General features: G+C 60.3%; 18 protein-coding genes and 1 tRNA gene. 9 read left to right on the forward strand and 10 right to left on the reverse strand.

The genetic code is table 11. The features are described 5' to 3' along the window. The 4 genes from AC0L2C_RS27225 to AC0L2C_RS27240 all read left to right on the forward strand — a co-directional run. On the forward strand, positions 1-340 hold a 340-nt coding region (locus AC0L2C_RS27225), incomplete at its 5' end, for a DUF982 domain-containing protein (protein ID WP_473524874.1). Positions 341-809: 469 nt separating this feature from the next. Then, the gene (locus AC0L2C_RS27230; protein ID WP_473524875.1) at positions 810-1,109 is read left to right on the forward strand and encodes a DUF1236 domain-containing protein; all 300 of its coding nucleotides are present in this window, start codon (positions 810-812) and stop codon (positions 1,107-1,109) included. A gap of 68 nt (positions 1,110-1,177) precedes the next feature. Next, complete coding sequence (locus AC0L2C_RS27235) at positions 1,178-1,408, forward strand: hypothetical protein (RefSeq protein ID WP_287250089.1); 231 nt, start codon at positions 1,178-1,180, stop codon at positions 1,406-1,408. 84 nt (positions 1,409-1,492) lie between these two features. Then, the gene (locus AC0L2C_RS27240) at positions 1,493-1,789 is read left to right on the forward strand and encodes a DUF982 domain-containing protein (protein WP_473524876.1); all 297 of its coding nucleotides are present in this window, start codon (positions 1,493-1,495) and stop codon (positions 1,787-1,789) included. Positions 1,790-1,854: 65 nt separating this feature from the next. On the opposite strand, the gene AC0L2C_RS27245 is transcribed toward AC0L2C_RS27240, so the two are convergent. Beyond that, positions 1,855-2,094 (reverse strand): hypothetical protein, encoded by a 240-nt coding sequence (locus tag AC0L2C_RS27245; RefSeq protein ID WP_473524877.1) that lies wholly within the window; start codon positions 2,092-2,094, stop codon positions 1,855-1,857. Between the two features lie 473 nt (positions 2,095-2,567). On the opposite strand from AC0L2C_RS27245, the gene AC0L2C_RS27250 reads away from it, so the two are divergent. Beyond that, complete coding sequence (locus tag AC0L2C_RS27250; RefSeq protein ID WP_473524912.1) at positions 2,568-3,407, forward strand: ATP-dependent DNA ligase; 840 nt, start codon at positions 2,568-2,570, stop codon at positions 3,405-3,407. Between the two features lie 422 nt (positions 3,408-3,829). On the opposite strand, the gene AC0L2C_RS27255 is transcribed toward AC0L2C_RS27250, so the two are convergent. The 3 genes from AC0L2C_RS27255 to AC0L2C_RS27265 all read right to left on the reverse strand — a co-directional run bounded on the left by AC0L2C_RS27255 (position 3,830) and on the right by AC0L2C_RS27265 (position 7,239). After that, positions 3,830-4,294 (reverse strand): hypothetical protein, encoded by a 465-nt coding sequence (locus AC0L2C_RS27255; protein ID WP_473524878.1) that lies wholly within the window; start codon positions 4,292-4,294, stop codon positions 3,830-3,832. A 1,154-nt stretch (positions 4,295-5,448) separates the two neighbouring features. Next, positions 5,449-6,288 carry a universal stress protein gene (locus AC0L2C_RS27260; protein WP_473524879.1) on the reverse strand — a complete coding sequence of 280 codons (840 nt, stop codon included), beginning with the start codon at positions 6,286-6,288 and terminating at the stop codon, positions 5,449-5,451. A gap of 147 nt (positions 6,289-6,435) precedes the next feature. Then, positions 6,436-7,239, reverse strand: a complete 804-nt coding sequence (locus AC0L2C_RS27265; RefSeq protein ID WP_473524880.1) for a MipA/OmpV family protein — start codon at positions 7,237-7,239, stop codon at positions 6,436-6,438. Between the two features lie 461 nt (positions 7,240-7,700). Between AC0L2C_RS27265 and AC0L2C_RS27270 the strand changes: the two genes are divergently transcribed. Together AC0L2C_RS27270 and AC0L2C_RS27275 are read left to right on the forward strand one after the other, a co-directional pair. Then, complete coding sequence (locus AC0L2C_RS27270; RefSeq protein WP_473524881.1) at positions 7,701-8,048, forward strand: ion channel; 348 nt, start codon at positions 7,701-7,703, stop codon at positions 8,046-8,048. Between the two features lie 439 nt (positions 8,049-8,487). Further along, positions 8,488-9,381 (forward strand): ankyrin repeat domain-containing protein, encoded by an 894-nt coding sequence (locus AC0L2C_RS27275; RefSeq protein ID WP_473524882.1) that lies wholly within the window; start codon positions 8,488-8,490, stop codon positions 9,379-9,381. A 935-nt stretch (positions 9,382-10,316) separates the two neighbouring features. On the opposite strand, the gene AC0L2C_RS27280 is transcribed toward AC0L2C_RS27275, so the two are convergent. After that, positions 10,317-10,392, reverse strand: a tRNA-Ala gene (locus AC0L2C_RS27280). A gap of 161 nt (positions 10,393-10,553) precedes the next feature. Here AC0L2C_RS27280 and AC0L2C_RS27285 point away from each other — a divergent pair. After that, positions 10,554-10,844 (forward strand): YggT family protein, encoded by a 291-nt coding sequence (locus tag AC0L2C_RS27285; RefSeq protein ID WP_023800489.1) that lies wholly within the window; start codon positions 10,554-10,556, stop codon positions 10,842-10,844. Positions 10,845-10,854: 10 nt separating this feature from the next. Continuing rightward, complete coding sequence (locus tag AC0L2C_RS27290; RefSeq protein WP_473524883.1) at positions 10,855-11,205, forward strand: DUF167 family protein; 351 nt, start codon at positions 10,855-10,857, stop codon at positions 11,203-11,205. Between the two features lie 60 nt (positions 11,206-11,265). Here AC0L2C_RS27290 and AC0L2C_RS27295 read toward each other — a convergent pair whose 3' ends face one another. From AC0L2C_RS27295 to pdxY, 5 genes are all read right to left on the reverse strand, one after another. Further along, positions 11,266-13,320: a M3 family metallopeptidase gene (locus AC0L2C_RS27295; RefSeq protein ID WP_473524884.1), complete on the reverse strand. Its 2,055-nt coding sequence runs from the start codon at positions 13,318-13,320 to the stop codon at positions 11,266-11,268. Positions 13,321-13,413: 93 nt separating this feature from the next. Then, positions 13,414-13,824, reverse strand: a complete 411-nt coding sequence (locus AC0L2C_RS27300) for a nuclear transport factor 2 family protein (protein WP_473524885.1) — start codon at positions 13,822-13,824, stop codon at positions 13,414-13,416. A 9-nt stretch (positions 13,825-13,833) separates the two neighbouring features. Continuing rightward, positions 13,834-14,478: a carbonic anhydrase gene (locus AC0L2C_RS27305; RefSeq protein ID WP_023800486.1), complete on the reverse strand. Its 645-nt coding sequence runs from the start codon at positions 14,476-14,478 to the stop codon at positions 13,834-13,836. 156 nt (positions 14,479-14,634) lie between these two features. Beyond that, the gene (locus tag AC0L2C_RS27310) at positions 14,635-15,390 is read right to left on the reverse strand and encodes a DUF429 domain-containing protein (RefSeq protein ID WP_473524886.1); all 756 of its coding nucleotides are present in this window, start codon (positions 15,388-15,390) and stop codon (positions 14,635-14,637) included. Further along, positions 15,387-16,271, reverse strand: a complete 885-nt coding sequence (gene pdxY, locus AC0L2C_RS27315) for a pyridoxal kinase PdxY (RefSeq protein ID WP_473524887.1) — start codon at positions 16,269-16,271, stop codon at positions 15,387-15,389. Before pdxY ends, AC0L2C_RS27310 begins: the two co-directional genes overlap by 4 nt. Position 16,272: the final 1 nt, after the last annotated feature.

Raw genomic sequence — 16,272 nt, forward strand, 5'->3', positions numbered from 1 at the left:
TTGCTCAACCCGCGCCATACGGCGTAAAACCCGCCGAGGCTCTAACTGCAGCCGGATGAAAATTCAATGGCAGGTCACAATCTACCTGAATCACAGATCGATGCTTGTTGCGTCGATCCCTGATGCTGAGACGGCGCTTCAGCAACCATGGCCATTCATGGACAACCCGTCGCGACTTGAGGCAATCCGAATGGTTGGGGAATGCCTGGCCGGACATTGCAGTCACCAGGCTGCGTTCGCTGCATTCGAGGCGGCCGCATCTGAACAGGGCCTTCTCAAGCAAGAGCCTCCAAGCGTAGGCCTCAGGAAGTTCGACGGGGTTGCCGAAGACCTGCTGTGAGGTGATGCCGCCCTCGCGACCTTAATCGCTGACAGGCCTCGCCCACCCGGACTGGCCAGCCATAATTGATTGGCGGACCACCCGCCAATCGAGGAATGGCGGGTGGTCCCTTATCAGCGCAGGAAGGGACTTAGCTGCGCAGATCTCAAGTGGGGTGGCCCTACTTAGCTAACGATGATTCCTATCGCCAGGAACGTGATCGATACGGCGAACACCGGAGCGAGCAACCAGCGAGCTTGGTGGACACTATTCTCCATGGTCTCTCTCCTGTGAGCACATGGCGAGCAACGAGTGCTTGCAGTCCGGGTTCCGGGCTGCGCCCCGTCCTAGCCCTATGCGATAGCAAGGTCAGACTTAGGTCCGACCTTGGAGAAGACCGAAGCCCAATCAGGGAACGTTTGCGGCCGCCTGAGGTTGGGTGGGGCTGGCGCGACGAGCCGTTCAGCGGAACTCACGCAAGGAGCCCATTATGAGAATGCATCTTTCAACCTTCGCCGCGGGATTTCTGCTGCTGGCAGGCATCGGCGCCGTTGCTGCTCAGGACGTAATCATCGAGCCTGAACAGGAGACGGTCATCAGGGAATATGTGAAAAAGCAGCCGCTCGCGTCGGTGAAAATCCCTGGAGTGGAGCTCAATATCGGCTCAACCCTGCCCGAAACCGTCGAACTTCATGAAGTCCCCAACACAAAATACCGCACCGTTGTCGTCGACAACCGGACCGTTGTCGTTGACCCAGGCACACGCAAGATCATCAAAATTATCGAATGAGCTAAGCGACTGGACCCGCCGTGCCGAAAGGTGCGGCGGGAAGCCATCAAGGGAGGAATTTGATCATCATGTCGAACCGTGAGATTGGAGCGTCCCAGGCGCTGCGAATGCGCGTGGCCGACCTCAATGAGAGGATGCGCGGCGCCCGGATTACCGAAAGTGAACTGAAGACCTTTCAAAAGGTCGCAGCCGTCATGGAGGACGGCAAGGGCAGAATCCCTGCCGATGATTTGATTGCCGTATCCTTTGTCGTCGAGGCGCTGGACAACCAACCCGGCTTCAATCTCTCCAGAAAGTGACACGCTGCAATGTCCCTCTCTCTCAACCTATTCTCCCCTTCCCGTTTGCCGGCCAATGATAATTCAGGGGTAGGAGAGGTAGCCATGGCTGGCGATCCAACCGTTCTTAACTCAGGCGAAAATGGCGGTGGCACCCTCATGGGTATCCATTGGTTTCACCCTCCGGTCTACATCGGAACCGACCGACCTGAGTTCACCTACGTATGTACCAACGTCGAGGGCGCCGCGGCGGAACTCATGAAATGGACCAAGCGGGGACCTAAGTGGAAGGAGGCCATCGAGGCCTGCGTCGCTCTCATTAAAGGCGAGCGCGCGCCCGACGATGTAAGGAAGGCCTTCGAGGCTGCTGCCGAGGAGGAAGGCTTCCTTCGCTCCTCATGATGAGGCCGGCATTCCGCCTGCTATACGCGTCATCTATGATCGGCCAGAACGACCAAAAGAACATGCTAACGCTTGCGGCCAGGAGGACCAGAGTGGATGCGTTTCTTGCTGCCCCATCCATGTCCGGGACGTGCGCCATGCGATGCGGCAATAGCTTGCGAGTTCAAGCTCGTGCCAAGCAACAGAGCAATGGATGGAGGAGTTACAACAGCAAAACGCCCGGCATTCTTTAGAAATTCACGACGTGCCTGTTCTTCCGGGACAAGTTTATCTGTCTTTCCTTTGGAAGTCTTCCCGCTCTTCATCAAACGGACTCCAAGCCTGTGAATAAGAACTCTAACGCGATAGTCTGACGTATGCGTCTCGAGAAAACAAGGCGCCATCAAGGTACAATTCAGGAAATTAAGTATTACTACACTTTGACCCGAGATCGGCGTCAAGGAGGATGCTAGTGGCGCGGCGTCCAAAGTCGAGCGGACTCCGTCGGCCGAAGCCATCGCCTATTGGTTCTACCTCGGCTCAGGTCGGCCGCTACCGTGCGATTTTCTAGGGGACGGCCCGATAGCAGTTCGGGGTGACTATCGGGCCGCCTGGCCTAGCCAGCGGGCGGGGGCGTGGGGGTCGCCGGCCGGGCGAACTATATGGCACTACATGCATCATTGCTAATTTACTAAAATGGTCATGGTCCGTTCTCCTAGCCATCAAATCGGATGAGCCTAGAGTCAATTTGGTGCCTAAAAGAGTGAGTGCCGGCGTCCGGCTTGAGTTTATTCCTCCGATGATGCCGACCTTGGTAGCCAAGCCGCCCCAAGGCGATGACTGGATGCATGAAGCCAAATTTGACGGCTACCGCTCCCAAATCATCATCGACGCCGGCGGCGCTCGGATTTTCACCCGCCGCGGACTCGACTGGACCTCCAAATACCGCGATCTGGTCGAGGCAGCCAAAGCTCTCAACGTACAGAACGCCGTCATTGACGGCGAAGTCGTCGTCTTGAATGAGGCTGGCCTTTCGGATTTTGCCGCGCTGCGCAAGGCAATCACCAGGCGCCAGCACGACCTCTATTTCGTCGCGTTCGATCTGCTGCATCTCAACGGCCACGACTTGCGCGACATGACGCTTGAGGATCGGCGAGAAATCCTGGCCGGCCTTATAGGGTCTGACAGCCGCATCCAGTTCAGCGAGACGATGCCAGGCGAAGCCAAGGCGATCTATCATCTGATCGACACGGCCGGCCTGGAGGGGATGGTATCGAAGCGTCGAGACAGCAAATATCGCAGCGGCCCAACTACCAATTGGCTGAAGACAAAATGCTTCACCGAAAGCGAGTTTGAACTCCTCGGCGTCGAACGCGAGAGGGGCAAGCCGGCGTTTGCTCTGATGGCTGAGCCAGGCACCCGCAAATATGTCGGCAGTGCGTTCGTGAGCGTGAATCGCGAGATGCGGGAACGACTTTGGAAAAGGGTCCAGGAGCATGCCGGGTCACCGCCCAAGGACATGCCAAAGCGACCGGCAACGCAATGGGTCAAGCCGGGCATCAAGGCCCGCGTCAAGCACCTACGCGGCGAGGAAGACTTGCGCCACGCCTCGCTGCAGGATTTTTGGGATGAAAGCTAGCTTTCCGCGTTCTATGCGCTGCCGCTTGTCTCGCTTTCCTCGTCAAGTGCTGAGGCACCGGCAAATAGGCGTTGGCAATCAGCCAAATTGAGCGGGCTAACGGTTTCCAGCAAAGGACGCGCGGCGTGGTATACCATCACTATCCGGGGAAACATTGGATACGCAGCCGCTCAGAGCCATCAAAATCAACACCAAAAATAGTCGCATCTTTCCCTCCGAATTGGGGGCACTTAGCACGGATGTCATGCTGGTGCCTGGCCGCCGACCGAAAGCGAGGCCCGTTCAGAAACTTATGGAGACCGACATTCCCCGGATGAACCCGGTTTCATGCATGGCCCCCCAAGCCCGCAAGGGCTGCACAAGCGCAAGCTGGGCCCCCGCAAGGGGCGTGCTTGACGATTTCAGCAGGGGCATCCAGCTGGCTAGAACGACAGATAAATGCTCACTCCCGAGCCAGGGTAGTAGCCAGGATAGTAGCCAGGATAGTAGCCAGGGTAGTAGCCTGGGTAGTAGCCCGGATAGTATCCCGGATAGTACGGCTGATAGTAGCGCGGATAGTAGTTACGGTAGCCGTAGTAGCGGCGTGGATAACAAGAACCATAGTAGCCGCAATTTCGCCATGCGTACCGGTTGTTCCAGTGGCGGCCATTCCGCCTTGCGTACCGGTTGTTCCAGTGGCGGCCATTCCGCCTTGCGTACCGGTTGTTCCAGTGGCGGCCATTCCGCCAGTGACGATTACCGTGCCCCTTTTTCCATTTTTTGACGGGTTCGACCACGTTGGCCTGGGCTTGCTCGGGTTTCTGCATGAACATCGGCGCGGCGTTGACCGGCAAGGCGAAAGATACGGCCAAGATTGTGGCTGCTAGTGCTGATAAGAGCCTTTTCATCGCGGACTCCTCTGAATAGGAAGACGCAGTTGCTGGCTATCCAGTTTACGCCAAGGAGCCTGAACCGTCGATGAACGGCGGCGCGTCTACACGATGTCGGGTTTCAGCGGCGCCTCGTGTTTTTGGCCCGCTGCCTCAGGTCGCGGGCTTTTCATCGGGGGCGCTTGAGTTCTGTCGGAGGCGCTTATGCGAGATTCTCGCCAACTGCACTGCTATCAGAACGGACCGGCCTTATAGCGCGGCAATCTCTGCGGTTACCTTCATTCGCCGGCATGAGGCAACTTCTCAGTGAGTTGGCCGCTTTGGCAGATCCAGGTTTTTGGGTCGCGCTAGCGGTTGTTCTGGTTCCCTACGCCATCGGCGTCGCACTGCTGGTCTGGGTGGCTGGTTGACGGTTGGTGTGTCGTTCCCCCGGCCGCCGCCCCTTGCCCTTCTTCGACCGGTAAGATATGGCGCGAACAGCCTGGAGGAACTCAGGGCAGGGCTGGAGCCAGAAGAGCGTCACCGAGCCTAGGCATCACGGGTATCCTTACCCCGTCGCGGCTAGCCTTTCGACCGTCTCAATAATGGCCTTCGCAAGCGCTTCGCGACTGTCTCAGCGTCAACCGTGAAGGCGAGGCCCTGTTCCATCAAAGTCTAACGACTGGGAAAACGCACTGGAAAGCACGTGCGGTAACAGTTGATTCAACCACTACTGGTAGTTTGGAGGAGTGTGGTAGCGGCTCCGACAGTGACGCGGAAGAATCGCCGGAGCCGCCAGCGCAGCCCGTTTGGGGGTTTGACCGCGCCGTCCTATTTTGGGACAGCGCGGTCAACGATTCGTTAAAATTGGAACCTTTTGAGTGTTCGCCCTAGGACACCCATAGAAATTTTCGGCCGCTAATCGGGGCAAGAGGGCTGAAATGCCGTCCAATAAAATAACGGGCAAAAACCCGGCCCCGGCAGGCCCGAAGGGAAGCCCGACGAGGCTTGAATGGCGCGCGATTACGGACAGGCCGGAGAGCTTTGAGAGGGTGGTAAGGATGTCCTCGACGACCGAACTCCCGGGCAGTCCAAGGATCAGCGACTCCTTGAACCGCTTTCCGCAGCTATTTTCGCCATCGTTTCGCGGCCACTGTGCCTGGGCCAAGGCGGTCAACCCGCCAGGTACCGCCTCAAACCTCCAAAGCGGGCACCGCCAGCAGCGGAAGTCGGGCTTGCCGCAAAACTCGCTCGGTGGTGCTGCCTCGCAGCGCATCGAGGAATCCATGGCGGCCAAGGGTCGGCATCACGATTAACTCCGGGTTAAGCTCGTCGGCAAACTTGACGATCGCGTCCGTGACAATGCCTTGACGAGTGTGGCGTCGCAACCGCTGATCGCGTGCGGCGTCAATGGAGATCGCAGGGGCGCCATCGGACGCGCCGACATGCAACAAGTGCATAATCGCATCCGCGCAGCCGTAGGCGTCCGCTACTTCAAACGCCAAGGAAACCGCGGGCCCGGGGCGTGGCGCGCGATCAATCGGAATCAGCACATTGCGGATCAGGCTCGTCCCCGTGGCCGGATCGACGAACCCTGATGAGGACATGGGCAGGAACAGGGTGGGCAAGCGGGCATGATAGGCAAGATCGGCGGCGATCGACCCTTTTAACCAGCGGCCTACGCCTTCGCGAGCGTGGGTCCCCATCACGACCAGATCGCAGGAATGATCCTGGAGCCAGTGCAGCACACCACCGACCGGAGTAGCATCATGAAGTTCCGCCTTCGTGATGCGGACGCCAAGATGGGTGGCAACGGCACTTTGCGGAGCATCGGCATCAATTAGACCCCAGCGAACAAGAGCACTCCGCACGCCGGGGAATGAATGCCAGCCGGCATCCTCGTCCTCCCGCATGGGGGCCGAGTGGAGAATGGAGAAATCGCCTTTGATCGCGAGTGCAAGCCTCAATCCATGCAAGAACGCGGATTCGTTGCCCACACTCAGGTCGCTGGGGTGGAGAATTGAATGGATCATAGCAAGCTCCGGACTGGACTTGGCCACTCCCCCCTCGGAATGGGAACTGAAACAACCATGCTGGGCCGCTATGCCGGCTGTTAAGGAAGCCTGAAGAACAACCCCATTTGACCGCGCAATCACGCGGCCGGGCCCAGACGCCAGGTATTAGAACAAGTCGAACGAGAACCTCTTCGAAATACTCAAGCCGAAAGCGAATTGATCTTCGCTGCCAAACTTAACAATCGGCGAATCGGCGGCGTCGCCCACAAGCTTACTGTACGATGCCTTTGCGTTAAAAAACCAGGTCGGCCGAAATTCATATCTTGCAAGCCCCCTGATACCCACGCTCTTAAAGCCACCGCCTGGATCAAAGGCGTCAACTCTGAAGCCTGTGTTAGCGGATTCTCGAGCCGAAACTCCGAAATAGCTGTCCATATAGTCGGCTGAAGCAACTGTCGCGAAAGGTCCCAATTTGAGCTCGAGCTCAGGCGTAGGCCGGGCCACCGCGTTCACGCCGAATTCACCCACGACACCGTCAGCACCCCCGAAAGCATAGCGAGCCTCTCCCCAAACCTCCGCGTTGGTCCATTCATAGCTGGCCCGCAAACCAGCTTCGAATGTAGCGTCGACATCATCAAGCCCGGACAGGTCTGGATCATCGCTGACGTCCCGATCAGAGGTGTAGTTGAAGGACGGACCGATTGCGAATCCGCCTGCCTGAGCCTCTGGGCTACCGATTGCAAACGAACCGGGGATGGCGAGATAGCCGAAGCCGATCACTGGCCACGGCGAAATCTCATAATCCTTTGAACCTTCGTATTCAGGCTGAATTATTCCGCCAAGGCCGAGTTCAATGACAACGTCGACATCAGTCTGCGGCGCCTGATCCACTCCTGAATTGTCGGCTGACCAGGCGCGCGTCACAAGGAGTACGGTTGCAGCAACCACGCTGAGGCCAATTTTGATCAAAACCTTCCACCTTCGGACGCTAGATATCGTTCCACTGCATGGTGAAGTATCAACCAAGATGCTGCAAGCGAAATTGGCATAGTGAATATCAGCAACCGCGTCGTGTGGCCGAATTTTGGAGTTCGTGGGCGAACAGATCGAGGCATAGCTTAAACACAACCTCGGCCCGTCGTGAATATCACTGGGGCCGCGCCGACGCGGCCTATCTCAAAAGGGCTGGGTGGTGATCCGGCATGACCAAGGCAAAAGCTGTCTGAAATGGGTGTCAAAAGCCCCAAATCTCCTAAGCTGGTCGCCAAGCTGCCCGGAGGCGAGGACTGGATTCACGAGATCAAGCTCGACGGCTACCGCTAGGTGAAAGTCTGACACTTGGTACCGGTGGACGGCAAGAATCGACCCCTCTCTGCCTTTCCGCCGCAGAGCCTGAACCGGAAGTTCTGACCCTGAATATCGCCGGAACGATGAGGCGTCGTTTTTCACTTTCGATGCGGGTTGATCTGCTGCTCTTGGTCGTCGCAGCAATCATTGCTCACGTGGTGGGGATCTGTCTTTTCGCGCTCGCCTACGCCTGGATGAACCACCATCCAGACCTTGGAGGTCTCGCAGGCTTGTTTTCCGGAAGCGCAGCGGATTTCTTCTATTTCTCGGTTACCTGTTACACGACGATCGGCTTTGGCGAAGTCTATGCCACTGGGCCGATGCGAATCGTTGCTGCCTTAGAGGGTCTCAACGGACTCGTCCTGATCGCTTGGTCAGCATCGTTCGCATACGCATCGACTTCGGATCTGTGGAAGCGGAAGCAAGACTGACGCGCGTTGCAGAGGTCGTGTTCCTTCGTCATAGCTGTTCGTGCCGAAAAGGTGGCGGCGGGCTTTTTCGGTTCGGGCGCCAAGGAGCTTGTAACCGTTTACCTGAATGTTCCCCATAGGGGTTTATTCAAAATTCGCCACTGCACCGCTATCAGAACGGCCCGTTGCTATAGCGTGGTAATCGAGGCCATTACCCCCTATTGGGGAGGGTAATTCCGCGACCAGCACGCGCACGCGCGCGATGGGGAGCTAACCCGGCCAGGTGTCGCAACATGCGCTTCATGACCCGGATGAATGGGACCTTACGGCCCGTTACAAGACGGCTAGTAAGGACAATCATTGAGCCATCGATGGTCGCTGTCACGATCAGGGACTTTGAGGTAGACTTTGCCGTCTTAAAATCGTGCCTCGTCCTCCAGTATGACACAGGGATTGCGGAATGCGCGTTTTGCTTTTCATTCTGTTGGTGCTTGGACACGTTCCGACTGTATCGCATGCCGCCGCCATCCACGACGCCGCGAAAACGGGCGATGTCGCAGCGATTACGGCAGCGCTCGACGCAGGCGCCAATGTCGATGAGAGCGATGGGCAAGCGACACCACTCTATCTCGCGGTCAGGGGCGGGCATTTTGCGGCGGCAAAACTGCTCATGGAACGCGGTGCCGACGTCAACGCTGCCCCCGATCCGCGTTTAGGTCCTGCCCTCATGCCGGCTCTGGCAAAACGCAGGATCGATTTGATCGAGCTGCTGCTAGACGGTGGCGCAAATCCAAATGCGCGCCGCAACCGAGAAGCCGTCCTTCACATCGCTGTCAGATCCGGTTGCCTCGATTGCGTGAAGGCACTGGTCGAGGCCGGGGCGGACGTGAATGCGAAGACAAAGGATGGCAAGACACCGCTCCACATGGCGGAATTGAAGGGGCAACGCGAAGTTGCCGAGTATCTCTTGTCGCACGGCGTCGTCTTGCCAACGCCAGCCCCGATCTCGATGAAGCTGGCTTCTGCCGATGTCGAGAAAGGCAGAACCCGGTTCACCGGCTTGTGTTCCAGTTGCCACAGCGTGGAGCCACACGGAGGGATCAGGACTGGACCGAACCTGTGGAACATTGTCGGTCGCGACAAGGCATCCATGGCAAACATGCGTTACTCCGATGCTTTGCTCGGCTGGGAAGGGGTATGGACGCTCGAGGACCTGAACAAATTTCTGTATGAGCCCATGCTCACGACGCCGGGCGTTTACATGGAAGTGCCTGGTGTTCCGGACGAGACTGAACGAACAAACATAATTGCCTACTTGCGCACACTCAGTGACAAGCCGATCCCGCTCCCCTGAATCCATGACGTCTCGTAAAACTACTGCTACGAGCCTGCGCCGCCGCGGAAGCTGAATACCTTTTGAACCTTTTGAGTGTTCCCTATAGGGGCCTATGCAAAAAATTCGCCACTGCACCGCTATCAAAACGGCCCGTTGCTATAGCGTAGTAATCGCGGCCATTACCCCCTATTTGGGAGGGTAATTTCGCGCATGCTCCCGAGGGGTTAGTTCAAGAAGCCTTATAAGATCCAATGGCTTAGGCCACTTAAAATTAACAGATTTACGGTTAATCCACTGCCGCTGATAAAACAGCAGGGAAACAGCGAGAAGGGGGCAAGAGGGCTGACCTGTCCAGCAAAGTAGTGGAATCTGGTGGCGCGAGGGCCATGCGGCCCAGACCTTTTGAACCTTTTGAGTGTTCGCCCTAGGACACCCATAGAAATTTTCGGCCGCTAATCGGGGCAAGAGGGCTGAAATGCCGTCCAATAAAATAACGGGCAAAAACCCGGCCCCGGCAGGCCCGAAGGGAAGCCCGAACCTCTCAAAGCCGAGCAACAATGTCCCGAAGGCCAGTTAATGTGCGGGAGCAGTCGGCCTACGGGGCAAGAGGGCTGATGTGTCAAAAGTAGATGGTGAGTAGATGGCTGCTGGACAGAAATCCGCAGTCGCGAGCCGCACCGCAAAGTCTGGTCGGCCAGGCCACGGGCTCGCTGTCCGACGCTTGCCAAGGTTTTGGTGATGCCACATCGCGCGCGAAAGGATCTGACTTTCCGCAAGTCTGCCGGGAGCCGGGCAAAAAGCCATTCCCCTGGCCGGCCAAATAGGGAAAACTGTTTCATTCCGTCCCACGCTGCTTTCAGGCACTCGCAACGCGCGGAAGTGGGAATAGAAGTGGGGATGAAAGGGAAAGAGAAGTAAATACCACGTCTTATCAGATGCTTATGGTCTCCCGCTGGTGGAGCTGAGGAGGATCGAACTCCTGACCTCGTCATTGCGAACGACGCGCTCTCCCAGCTGAGCTACAGCCCCGTCCAGCGGAATGGGCGCATTTATCGGGCGCGGCGGTTTCCTGTCAAGACGGCGTTTTGCCCAAAAGCCGGGCGGCCAGCCACCGGCCTGCCGTGCCGCGAAGCTGGCTCTTGCCGCCTCCGCCTGCAATGGCTACATGTCGGCAACAATCGGAGACCGGCATGATAGCCCTCATTCAGACCATTGTCCTGGCGCTTGACATTTATTGGTGGATCATCATCGCTTCGGCGATTTTCTCCTGGCTCTACGCCTTCAACGTCGTCAACTCGCGCAACCAGTTCGTCGATAGCGTCAGCAACATGCTGTTCCGGCTGACCGAGCCGGCGCTGCGGCCGATCCGCCGCTTCCTGCCCGATCTCGGCGGCATCGATATTTCGCCGATCATCCTGCTTCTGATCCTGTTCTTCCTGCGGCAGTTCCTGCTCACCACGGTGGCGCCGCTGGTCGTCTGACGGCGGTTCCATGACCGGGCCGTTTCTCCCGCGTAACGACGGCGTCGACCTGTTCGTCCGGCTGACGCCGAAAGCGGCGATGGACAGGCTCGAAGGCATCGAGATCTCGGCAGACGGGCGAAGCCATCTGAAGGCCCGCGTCCGTGCCGTGCCGGAAAACGGCGCCGCCAACCAGGCGCTCGAACGGCTTGTCGCCAAGGCGCTGAGCGTGCCGCGGTCGGCCGTCTCGGTCGTCGCCGGCGGCACGGCGCGGCTGAAGACGCTGCGCATATCAGGCGATCCGGCTGCGCTGGCGAAAGCCATCGAGGCGCTGGATGGCCGCCCAAGCGCGGTGAGGTGGCCTGCTGCGAGGTGCTTTTGATCAGACATCGTCGGTCCGCGGCGCCGAGGTTGGCGATTGGTCCTCCGTTGGCCCCTCGCTCTACACCAGCCCGCGCTTGGCCATCATCGCTTCGGGCGAAGGCATCTTGCCGCGGAAGGCGGTGTAGAGCTCTTCCGGGTCTTTCGAGCCGCCGGCGGCATAGATGTTTTTCCTGAGCAGCTCGGCCAGCGCCGGATTGAACGGGTCGCCCGTCTCCTCGAAGGCGGCGAAGGCGTCGGCGTCGAGGACCTCCGACCACATGTAGGAATAGTAGCCGGCCGAATAGCCGTCACCGGCAAAGATGTGGCCGAAATGCGGGGTGCGGTGGCGCATGGCGATGGTGTCAGGCATTTTGAGCTTCTTGAGCGTTTCGGCTTCGAAACGAAGCGGCTCGTCCGGCGCATCCGGCCGCGCGTGGTAGGCCATATCGACCAGCGCCGAGGCGGTGAACTCGACCGTGGCGAAGCCGGCGCCGAAAGTGCGCGCCGCCAGCATCTTGTCGACCAGCGCCTTCGGCATCGGTTTGCCGGTCGTCACGTGCAGCGCATGCTTTTCCAGCACCGCCGGCACCGTCAGCCAGTGCTCGTAGAGTTGCGAGGGCAGTTCGACGAAATCGCGGCTGACCGAGGTGCCGGCGACCGATGGCCAGGTGACTTCGGTCAGCATGCCATGCAGGGCATGACCGAATTCGTGGAACAGGGTTTTGGCCTCATCGACCGACAAAAGCGCTGCCTCGCCCTCCGGCGGCTTGGCGAAATTCATGATGTTGTAGATGACCGGCCTGGAGCCGTCGCCAAGCTTGTAGCCGGATTTCAGCGCGCTCATCCAGGCGCCGGAGCGCTTTGAGGGCCGCGCGAAATAGTCGGCCAGGAACAGCCCGCGCTCGCTGCCGTCGGCATTCCTGACGACGAAAACGCGCGCGTCCGGGTGCCACGTGGCAATGCCTTGCTTCTCCTCGAAGCTGATGCCGAACAATTTTGTCGCCACGTCGAAACAGGCGTCGATGATGCGGTCGAGCTGCAGATAGGGCTTCAGCTCGGCCTCGTCGAAGGCGAATTTCTCGGCGCGCAGCTTCTCCTGATAGAAGCGCCAGTCCCAGGCGGCGAATTCTTCGTTGCTGCCGGCCTCGGCCGCCAGCCGCTGCAATTCGATCTGATCGCTTGCGGCCTTTTCCACCGCCTTTCCCCAGACCGGGTCGAGCAGCGTATGCACCGCCTCCGGCGTCTTTGCCATGGTGTCGTCGAGCTTCAGCGCGGCGTAGGAAGCGTAGCCGAGCAGCTTCGCCTTTTCGGCACGCAGGCGCAGCATATCGCGCACCACGGCGGTGTTGTCGGTGGCGCCGCCGTTCTGGCCGCGCATGGTGAAGGCGCGGAAGGCGATCTCCCGCAGGTCACGGCGCTCGGAGAAGGTCGAGAACGGCTCGTAGATCGAGCGCGACAGGGTGACGGCATAGCGGCCCTTCTGGCCGCGCATCTCGGCGGCCTCGGCCATCGCGCTTTTCAGGAATTCCGGCAGGCCGGCAAGGTCGGCCGCGTCGAGGAACAGCGCCCAGTCGCGCTCGTCGGCAAGCAGATTCTGGCCGAAATTCGTGCCGAGCGACGACAGCTCCTCATTGATCGCCGCCAGCCGTTTCTTGCCCTCGGCGTCGAGCTTGGCGCCGGAGCGGACGAAATTTTTCCAGGTCTTTTCCAGCACCCGCAGTGTTTCGGCGTCGAGCTTCAGGGCGTCGCGGCGCTGGTAGAGATCGTCGATGCGGGCAAACAGCCTCTCGTTCATCGAGATCGCCGAGAAATGCCGCGACATCTTTGGCGAGATGTCGCGCTCCAGCGCCTGGATCGCCTCGTTGGTGTGGGCGCCGGCCCGGCACCAGAAGATCGACGAGACATGGTCGAGCGCCTCGCCGCCAAGCTCGAGTGCCGCAAGCGTGTTCTCGATGGTCGGAGTCTCGGTATTGCCTGATATCGCCTCGATCTCGGCCTCATGCGCCGCCAATGCCGCATCGAAAACCCCGGAAAAATCGCCGTCGCCGATGCGGGTGAAATCGGGCAGGCCGAGCGGCCCTTGCCAGGTGGTCAGCGGATGGGCGGCGAGGTCGACGGCGGACGGCATGGGCAATCTTTCGTAAGTGAGGGGCTCGCTGAGTGGCGGGATGAGGCGGATCGTCACCGATGTAAGGCGCTGGCTTGCCGCACGCAATATCGCGGCTGGTCAGTAGCTGTCGCAGTTTTCGGCGATCGCCGCCTGCGAGCTGGCAGTGATGCGGTTGTCGGCGATCGCGAAGGTTTCCTGTATCAGCACGTCGTTGTTGGGGAAATCATAACAGGCGATCACCGTGATGACGCCGCCTTCGGTCTTCTCGATCCGATGGCGGATTTCAGCCCCGGCGACTGCGCCCTCCCAGTCGTCAATGGAGGCGATGAATTCCTGCTTGGTCTGGACGACGCCGAGATCGTCGAGTTTTATCCGGACGTCGTCGGCAAGCAGATCCGATAATTCCGTGCGATCGGCGACCAGCAGCGCCGCATACCAGCGGCCGATGAGCGCGCCGTCGTCGGCGCCGGCGGATATGACTGAAAACAGCAGCGCCGCTGCGGCCAAAGCGATCGAACGGCATGCCATGCAACCCTCCTATGTCATCTCCGGCCGCTCGAAGTCGCCGGTGTCCTTGTTCATCACCCAGAGTTCGCCGGTCGAGATGTCGAACCAGGCGCCGTGCAGCGACAGCCGTCCCTTGCCTTCCAGGATCGAGACGCAGGGAAAGGTCCTGAGATTGGCGATCGAATAGCGGATCGAAATGCGCTCGAGCGCGGTCTGCCGCTCGGTCGCCGTCATGAAGGTGCTGGACGACACGGTCTCGGCCGCCGGCGCAATCAGGCTCATCCACTTGCCGATGAAGTCGCCGGGCGACAAGGGCGCGGCCGTACTGTCGAGTGCCGCGCGGATGCCGCCGCAGCGGCCATGGCCCATCACCACGATGTTCTTCACCTTGAGGCTCTGCACGGCGAACTCGAGTGCCGCCGAGGTCGAATGGAACTGGTCGTCGGGCGCATAGGGCGGCACCAGATTGCCGACATTGCGCAGCACGAAGAGTTCGCCGGGACCAGCGTCGAAGATCGCCTCGGGAGCAGCGCGGGAGTCGCAGCAAGCAATGATCATCGTTTCGGGGGCCTGGCCCTCGCGAGCAAGCGAGCGATAGCGACCGCTTTCGGCGAGATAGCGGCCACTCATGAAATTGCGGTAGCCGGTGAGCAGATGGTCAGGGAGATGAGGCATTGGCGGCGTCTGGAGCCTTTCGGGGTTAGGCGGCAGCTCTTTTAGGTCAGGAAGGCTCTAACGGCAAAAGCCGGTCGCGAGCAATGCCGAATCGCAGAAGGACGTGGTTGCCATTCGCCAATGCGATTGGCTCGCCGATAGATGGGCCGAGGAGATTCACGCCCAAATGGCGACAGGGATACCAAAACGGTCGGCGAGCGGCGGATCCGGAAACGGCCTTGCCTCGCCGCTGGCGATGCGGCCGGCGATCAGCATCATCGCTGCGGCGTCGAGAAAGTCGTCGGCAGCAGCGCCTCGCGGCGGCGTCCGGTCGAGAAAGCCCCTGACATAACCGTGCCGGCAAAGCAGCGCCTTGCGTTCCGCCATGCCGGCTGGGTTGACGGCGCCCTTGATCTTCTTCGGCAGGCGCATCGCCTGGTCTTCGTCCAGCCGGCAGAAGGCGACTTCCGGATGCGATTCGAAGACGCGGCGGCGCAGTTCGGGACGCGCGATCAGAACCGCATCGACCTCGCGGATCTTGGCAAAGATGCCAAAAGCCTGGATCGACACGCCGCGCGGCGGATTGGAGGTCGCCTTGGCCACTTCGCTTGCCTGGCGATGCGCGGCATGCCAGGCCTCAATCGTGGTGAAGCCATCCGTATGCGTGTAAAGCGCCGCACGCGAGGGGATGGCGAAGACACTGGATTGCCTGTTGCCAAGCAGCGGCCGCACCAGAGCTTCTGGCCCGCGGCCGCCCTTTTGCGAAACATCGGGCAGGCCGATCGGCATGTCGACGGCGACGGTCGCATCGGCCGGCAATGCGTCGAGCAGTGCTGCGAAGCTTGGAAAAACGGCTGCCGAAGGTGCTGCGCCCGGATCGCGGCGAACGGCGATCCAGCCGGCCTTGCAGCCATCGACGCCGACGACAGTCACGCTCTTTTGTCCCGCCCCGGATGCAGGAGATGGCGAAGCTGCACCATCGCCATCGGGTGCGACAGGCTCTGTGCATCGGTTTCGAGCTGCAATTCGTCGCCGCCGCGCTTGGCGGTGCGCGCCAGGATCTCGTAGACCGCCGCCGTGGTCGACTGCAGTGCCTTGACCGCCGGCTGGCCGGACAGGATGCGCGCCAGATAGACGGCCGCCGTCAGGTCGCCAAGCCCATTGGGCGGCTTGTCGATGAGGCGATGCTCGGCGAGCAGCGCCTGGTTGCCGTTGAGCAGCAGATTGCCGGTGCCGCCGGCCATCATCGCCGGCGCCGAAGTGACCAGCATGGTCGACGGCCCGGCATGAAGGGCGGCCGCCATCACCGCCTTGAGGTCGGGCAGCGGCGCTCCCGCCATCCATTCCAGCTCGTAGCGGTTGGGCGTGGCGATGTCGGCGGTCGGCATCAGCCGGTCGCGCATCGCAATGGCGGTCGTCTCCGGCACATAGAGCCCGCCCGAATCGCCCATCACCGGGTCGCAGATATAGACGGCGTCCGGCGTCTTCGCCTTGACCGCGCCGACCAGCGAGGCGACGGCGTCGGCCTGGCCGCCTTCGCCGAGATAGCCGGACAGCACCGCGCCGACCTCGCCCAGCCATGGCGCGCGCTCGAGATCGGCCATCAGCGCCCTGAATTGATCGAGCGGCGGCACGATGCGCGTCGCCCGTCCATGGCCCGGATGCCAGGGCAGGATGACGGTCGGCACCGCCCACACCGGAAAGCCCAGCGTCTCCAGCGCAAAGACCGCGGCGCGGTTGCCGACCGAGCCGCGCGCGACATGGCTGGAAATGACGATGACCGCGCGCGGCGCGTCGTGTTCTTCGGTGCTCACG

Source organism: Mesorhizobium sp. WSM4845, from assembly GCF_055811455.1.

What these genes read in the sequence shown, in the direction of transcription:
- AC0L2C_RS27230 (WP_473524875.1), top strand. Translation starts at nt 810, where the DNA reads ATGAGAATGCATCTTTCAACCTTCGCCGCGGGATTTCTGCTGCTGGCA.
- AC0L2C_RS27275 (WP_473524882.1), top strand. Translation starts at nt 8,488, where the DNA reads ATGCGCGTTTTGCTTTTCATTCTGTTGGTGCTTGGACACGTTCCGACT.
- AC0L2C_RS27250 (WP_473524912.1), top strand. Translation starts at nt 2,568, where the DNA reads ATGATGCCGACCTTGGTAGCCAAGCCGCCCCAAGGCGATGACTGGATG.
- AC0L2C_RS27300 (WP_473524885.1), bottom strand. Translation starts at nt 13,824, where the DNA reads ATGGCATGCCGTTCGATCGCTTTGGCCGCAGCGGCGCTGCTGTTTTCA.
- AC0L2C_RS27260 (WP_473524879.1), bottom strand. Translation starts at nt 6,288, where the DNA reads ATGATCCATTCAATTCTCCACCCCAGCGACCTGAGTGTGGGCAACGAA.
- AC0L2C_RS27290 (WP_473524883.1), top strand. Translation starts at nt 10,855, where the DNA reads ATGACCGGGCCGTTTCTCCCGCGTAACGACGGCGTCGACCTGTTCGTC.
- AC0L2C_RS27305 (WP_023800486.1), bottom strand. Translation starts at nt 14,478, where the DNA reads ATGCCTCATCTCCCTGACCATCTGCTCACCGGCTACCGCAATTTCATG.
- AC0L2C_RS27270 (WP_473524881.1), top strand. Translation starts at nt 7,701, where the DNA reads ATGAGGCGTCGTTTTTCACTTTCGATGCGGGTTGATCTGCTGCTCTTG.
- AC0L2C_RS27240 (WP_473524876.1), top strand. Translation starts at nt 1,493, where the DNA reads ATGGCTGGCGATCCAACCGTTCTTAACTCAGGCGAAAATGGCGGTGGC.
- AC0L2C_RS27255 (WP_473524878.1), bottom strand. Translation starts at nt 4,294, where the DNA reads ATGAAAAGGCTCTTATCAGCACTAGCAGCCACAATCTTGGCCGTATCT.
- AC0L2C_RS27235 (WP_287250089.1), top strand. Translation starts at nt 1,178, where the DNA reads ATGTCGAACCGTGAGATTGGAGCGTCCCAGGCGCTGCGAATGCGCGTG.
- AC0L2C_RS27285 (WP_023800489.1), top strand. Translation starts at nt 10,554, where the DNA reads ATGATAGCCCTCATTCAGACCATTGTCCTGGCGCTTGACATTTATTGG.
- AC0L2C_RS27245 (WP_473524877.1), bottom strand. Translation starts at nt 2,094, where the DNA reads ATGAAGAGCGGGAAGACTTCCAAAGGAAAGACAGATAAACTTGTCCCG.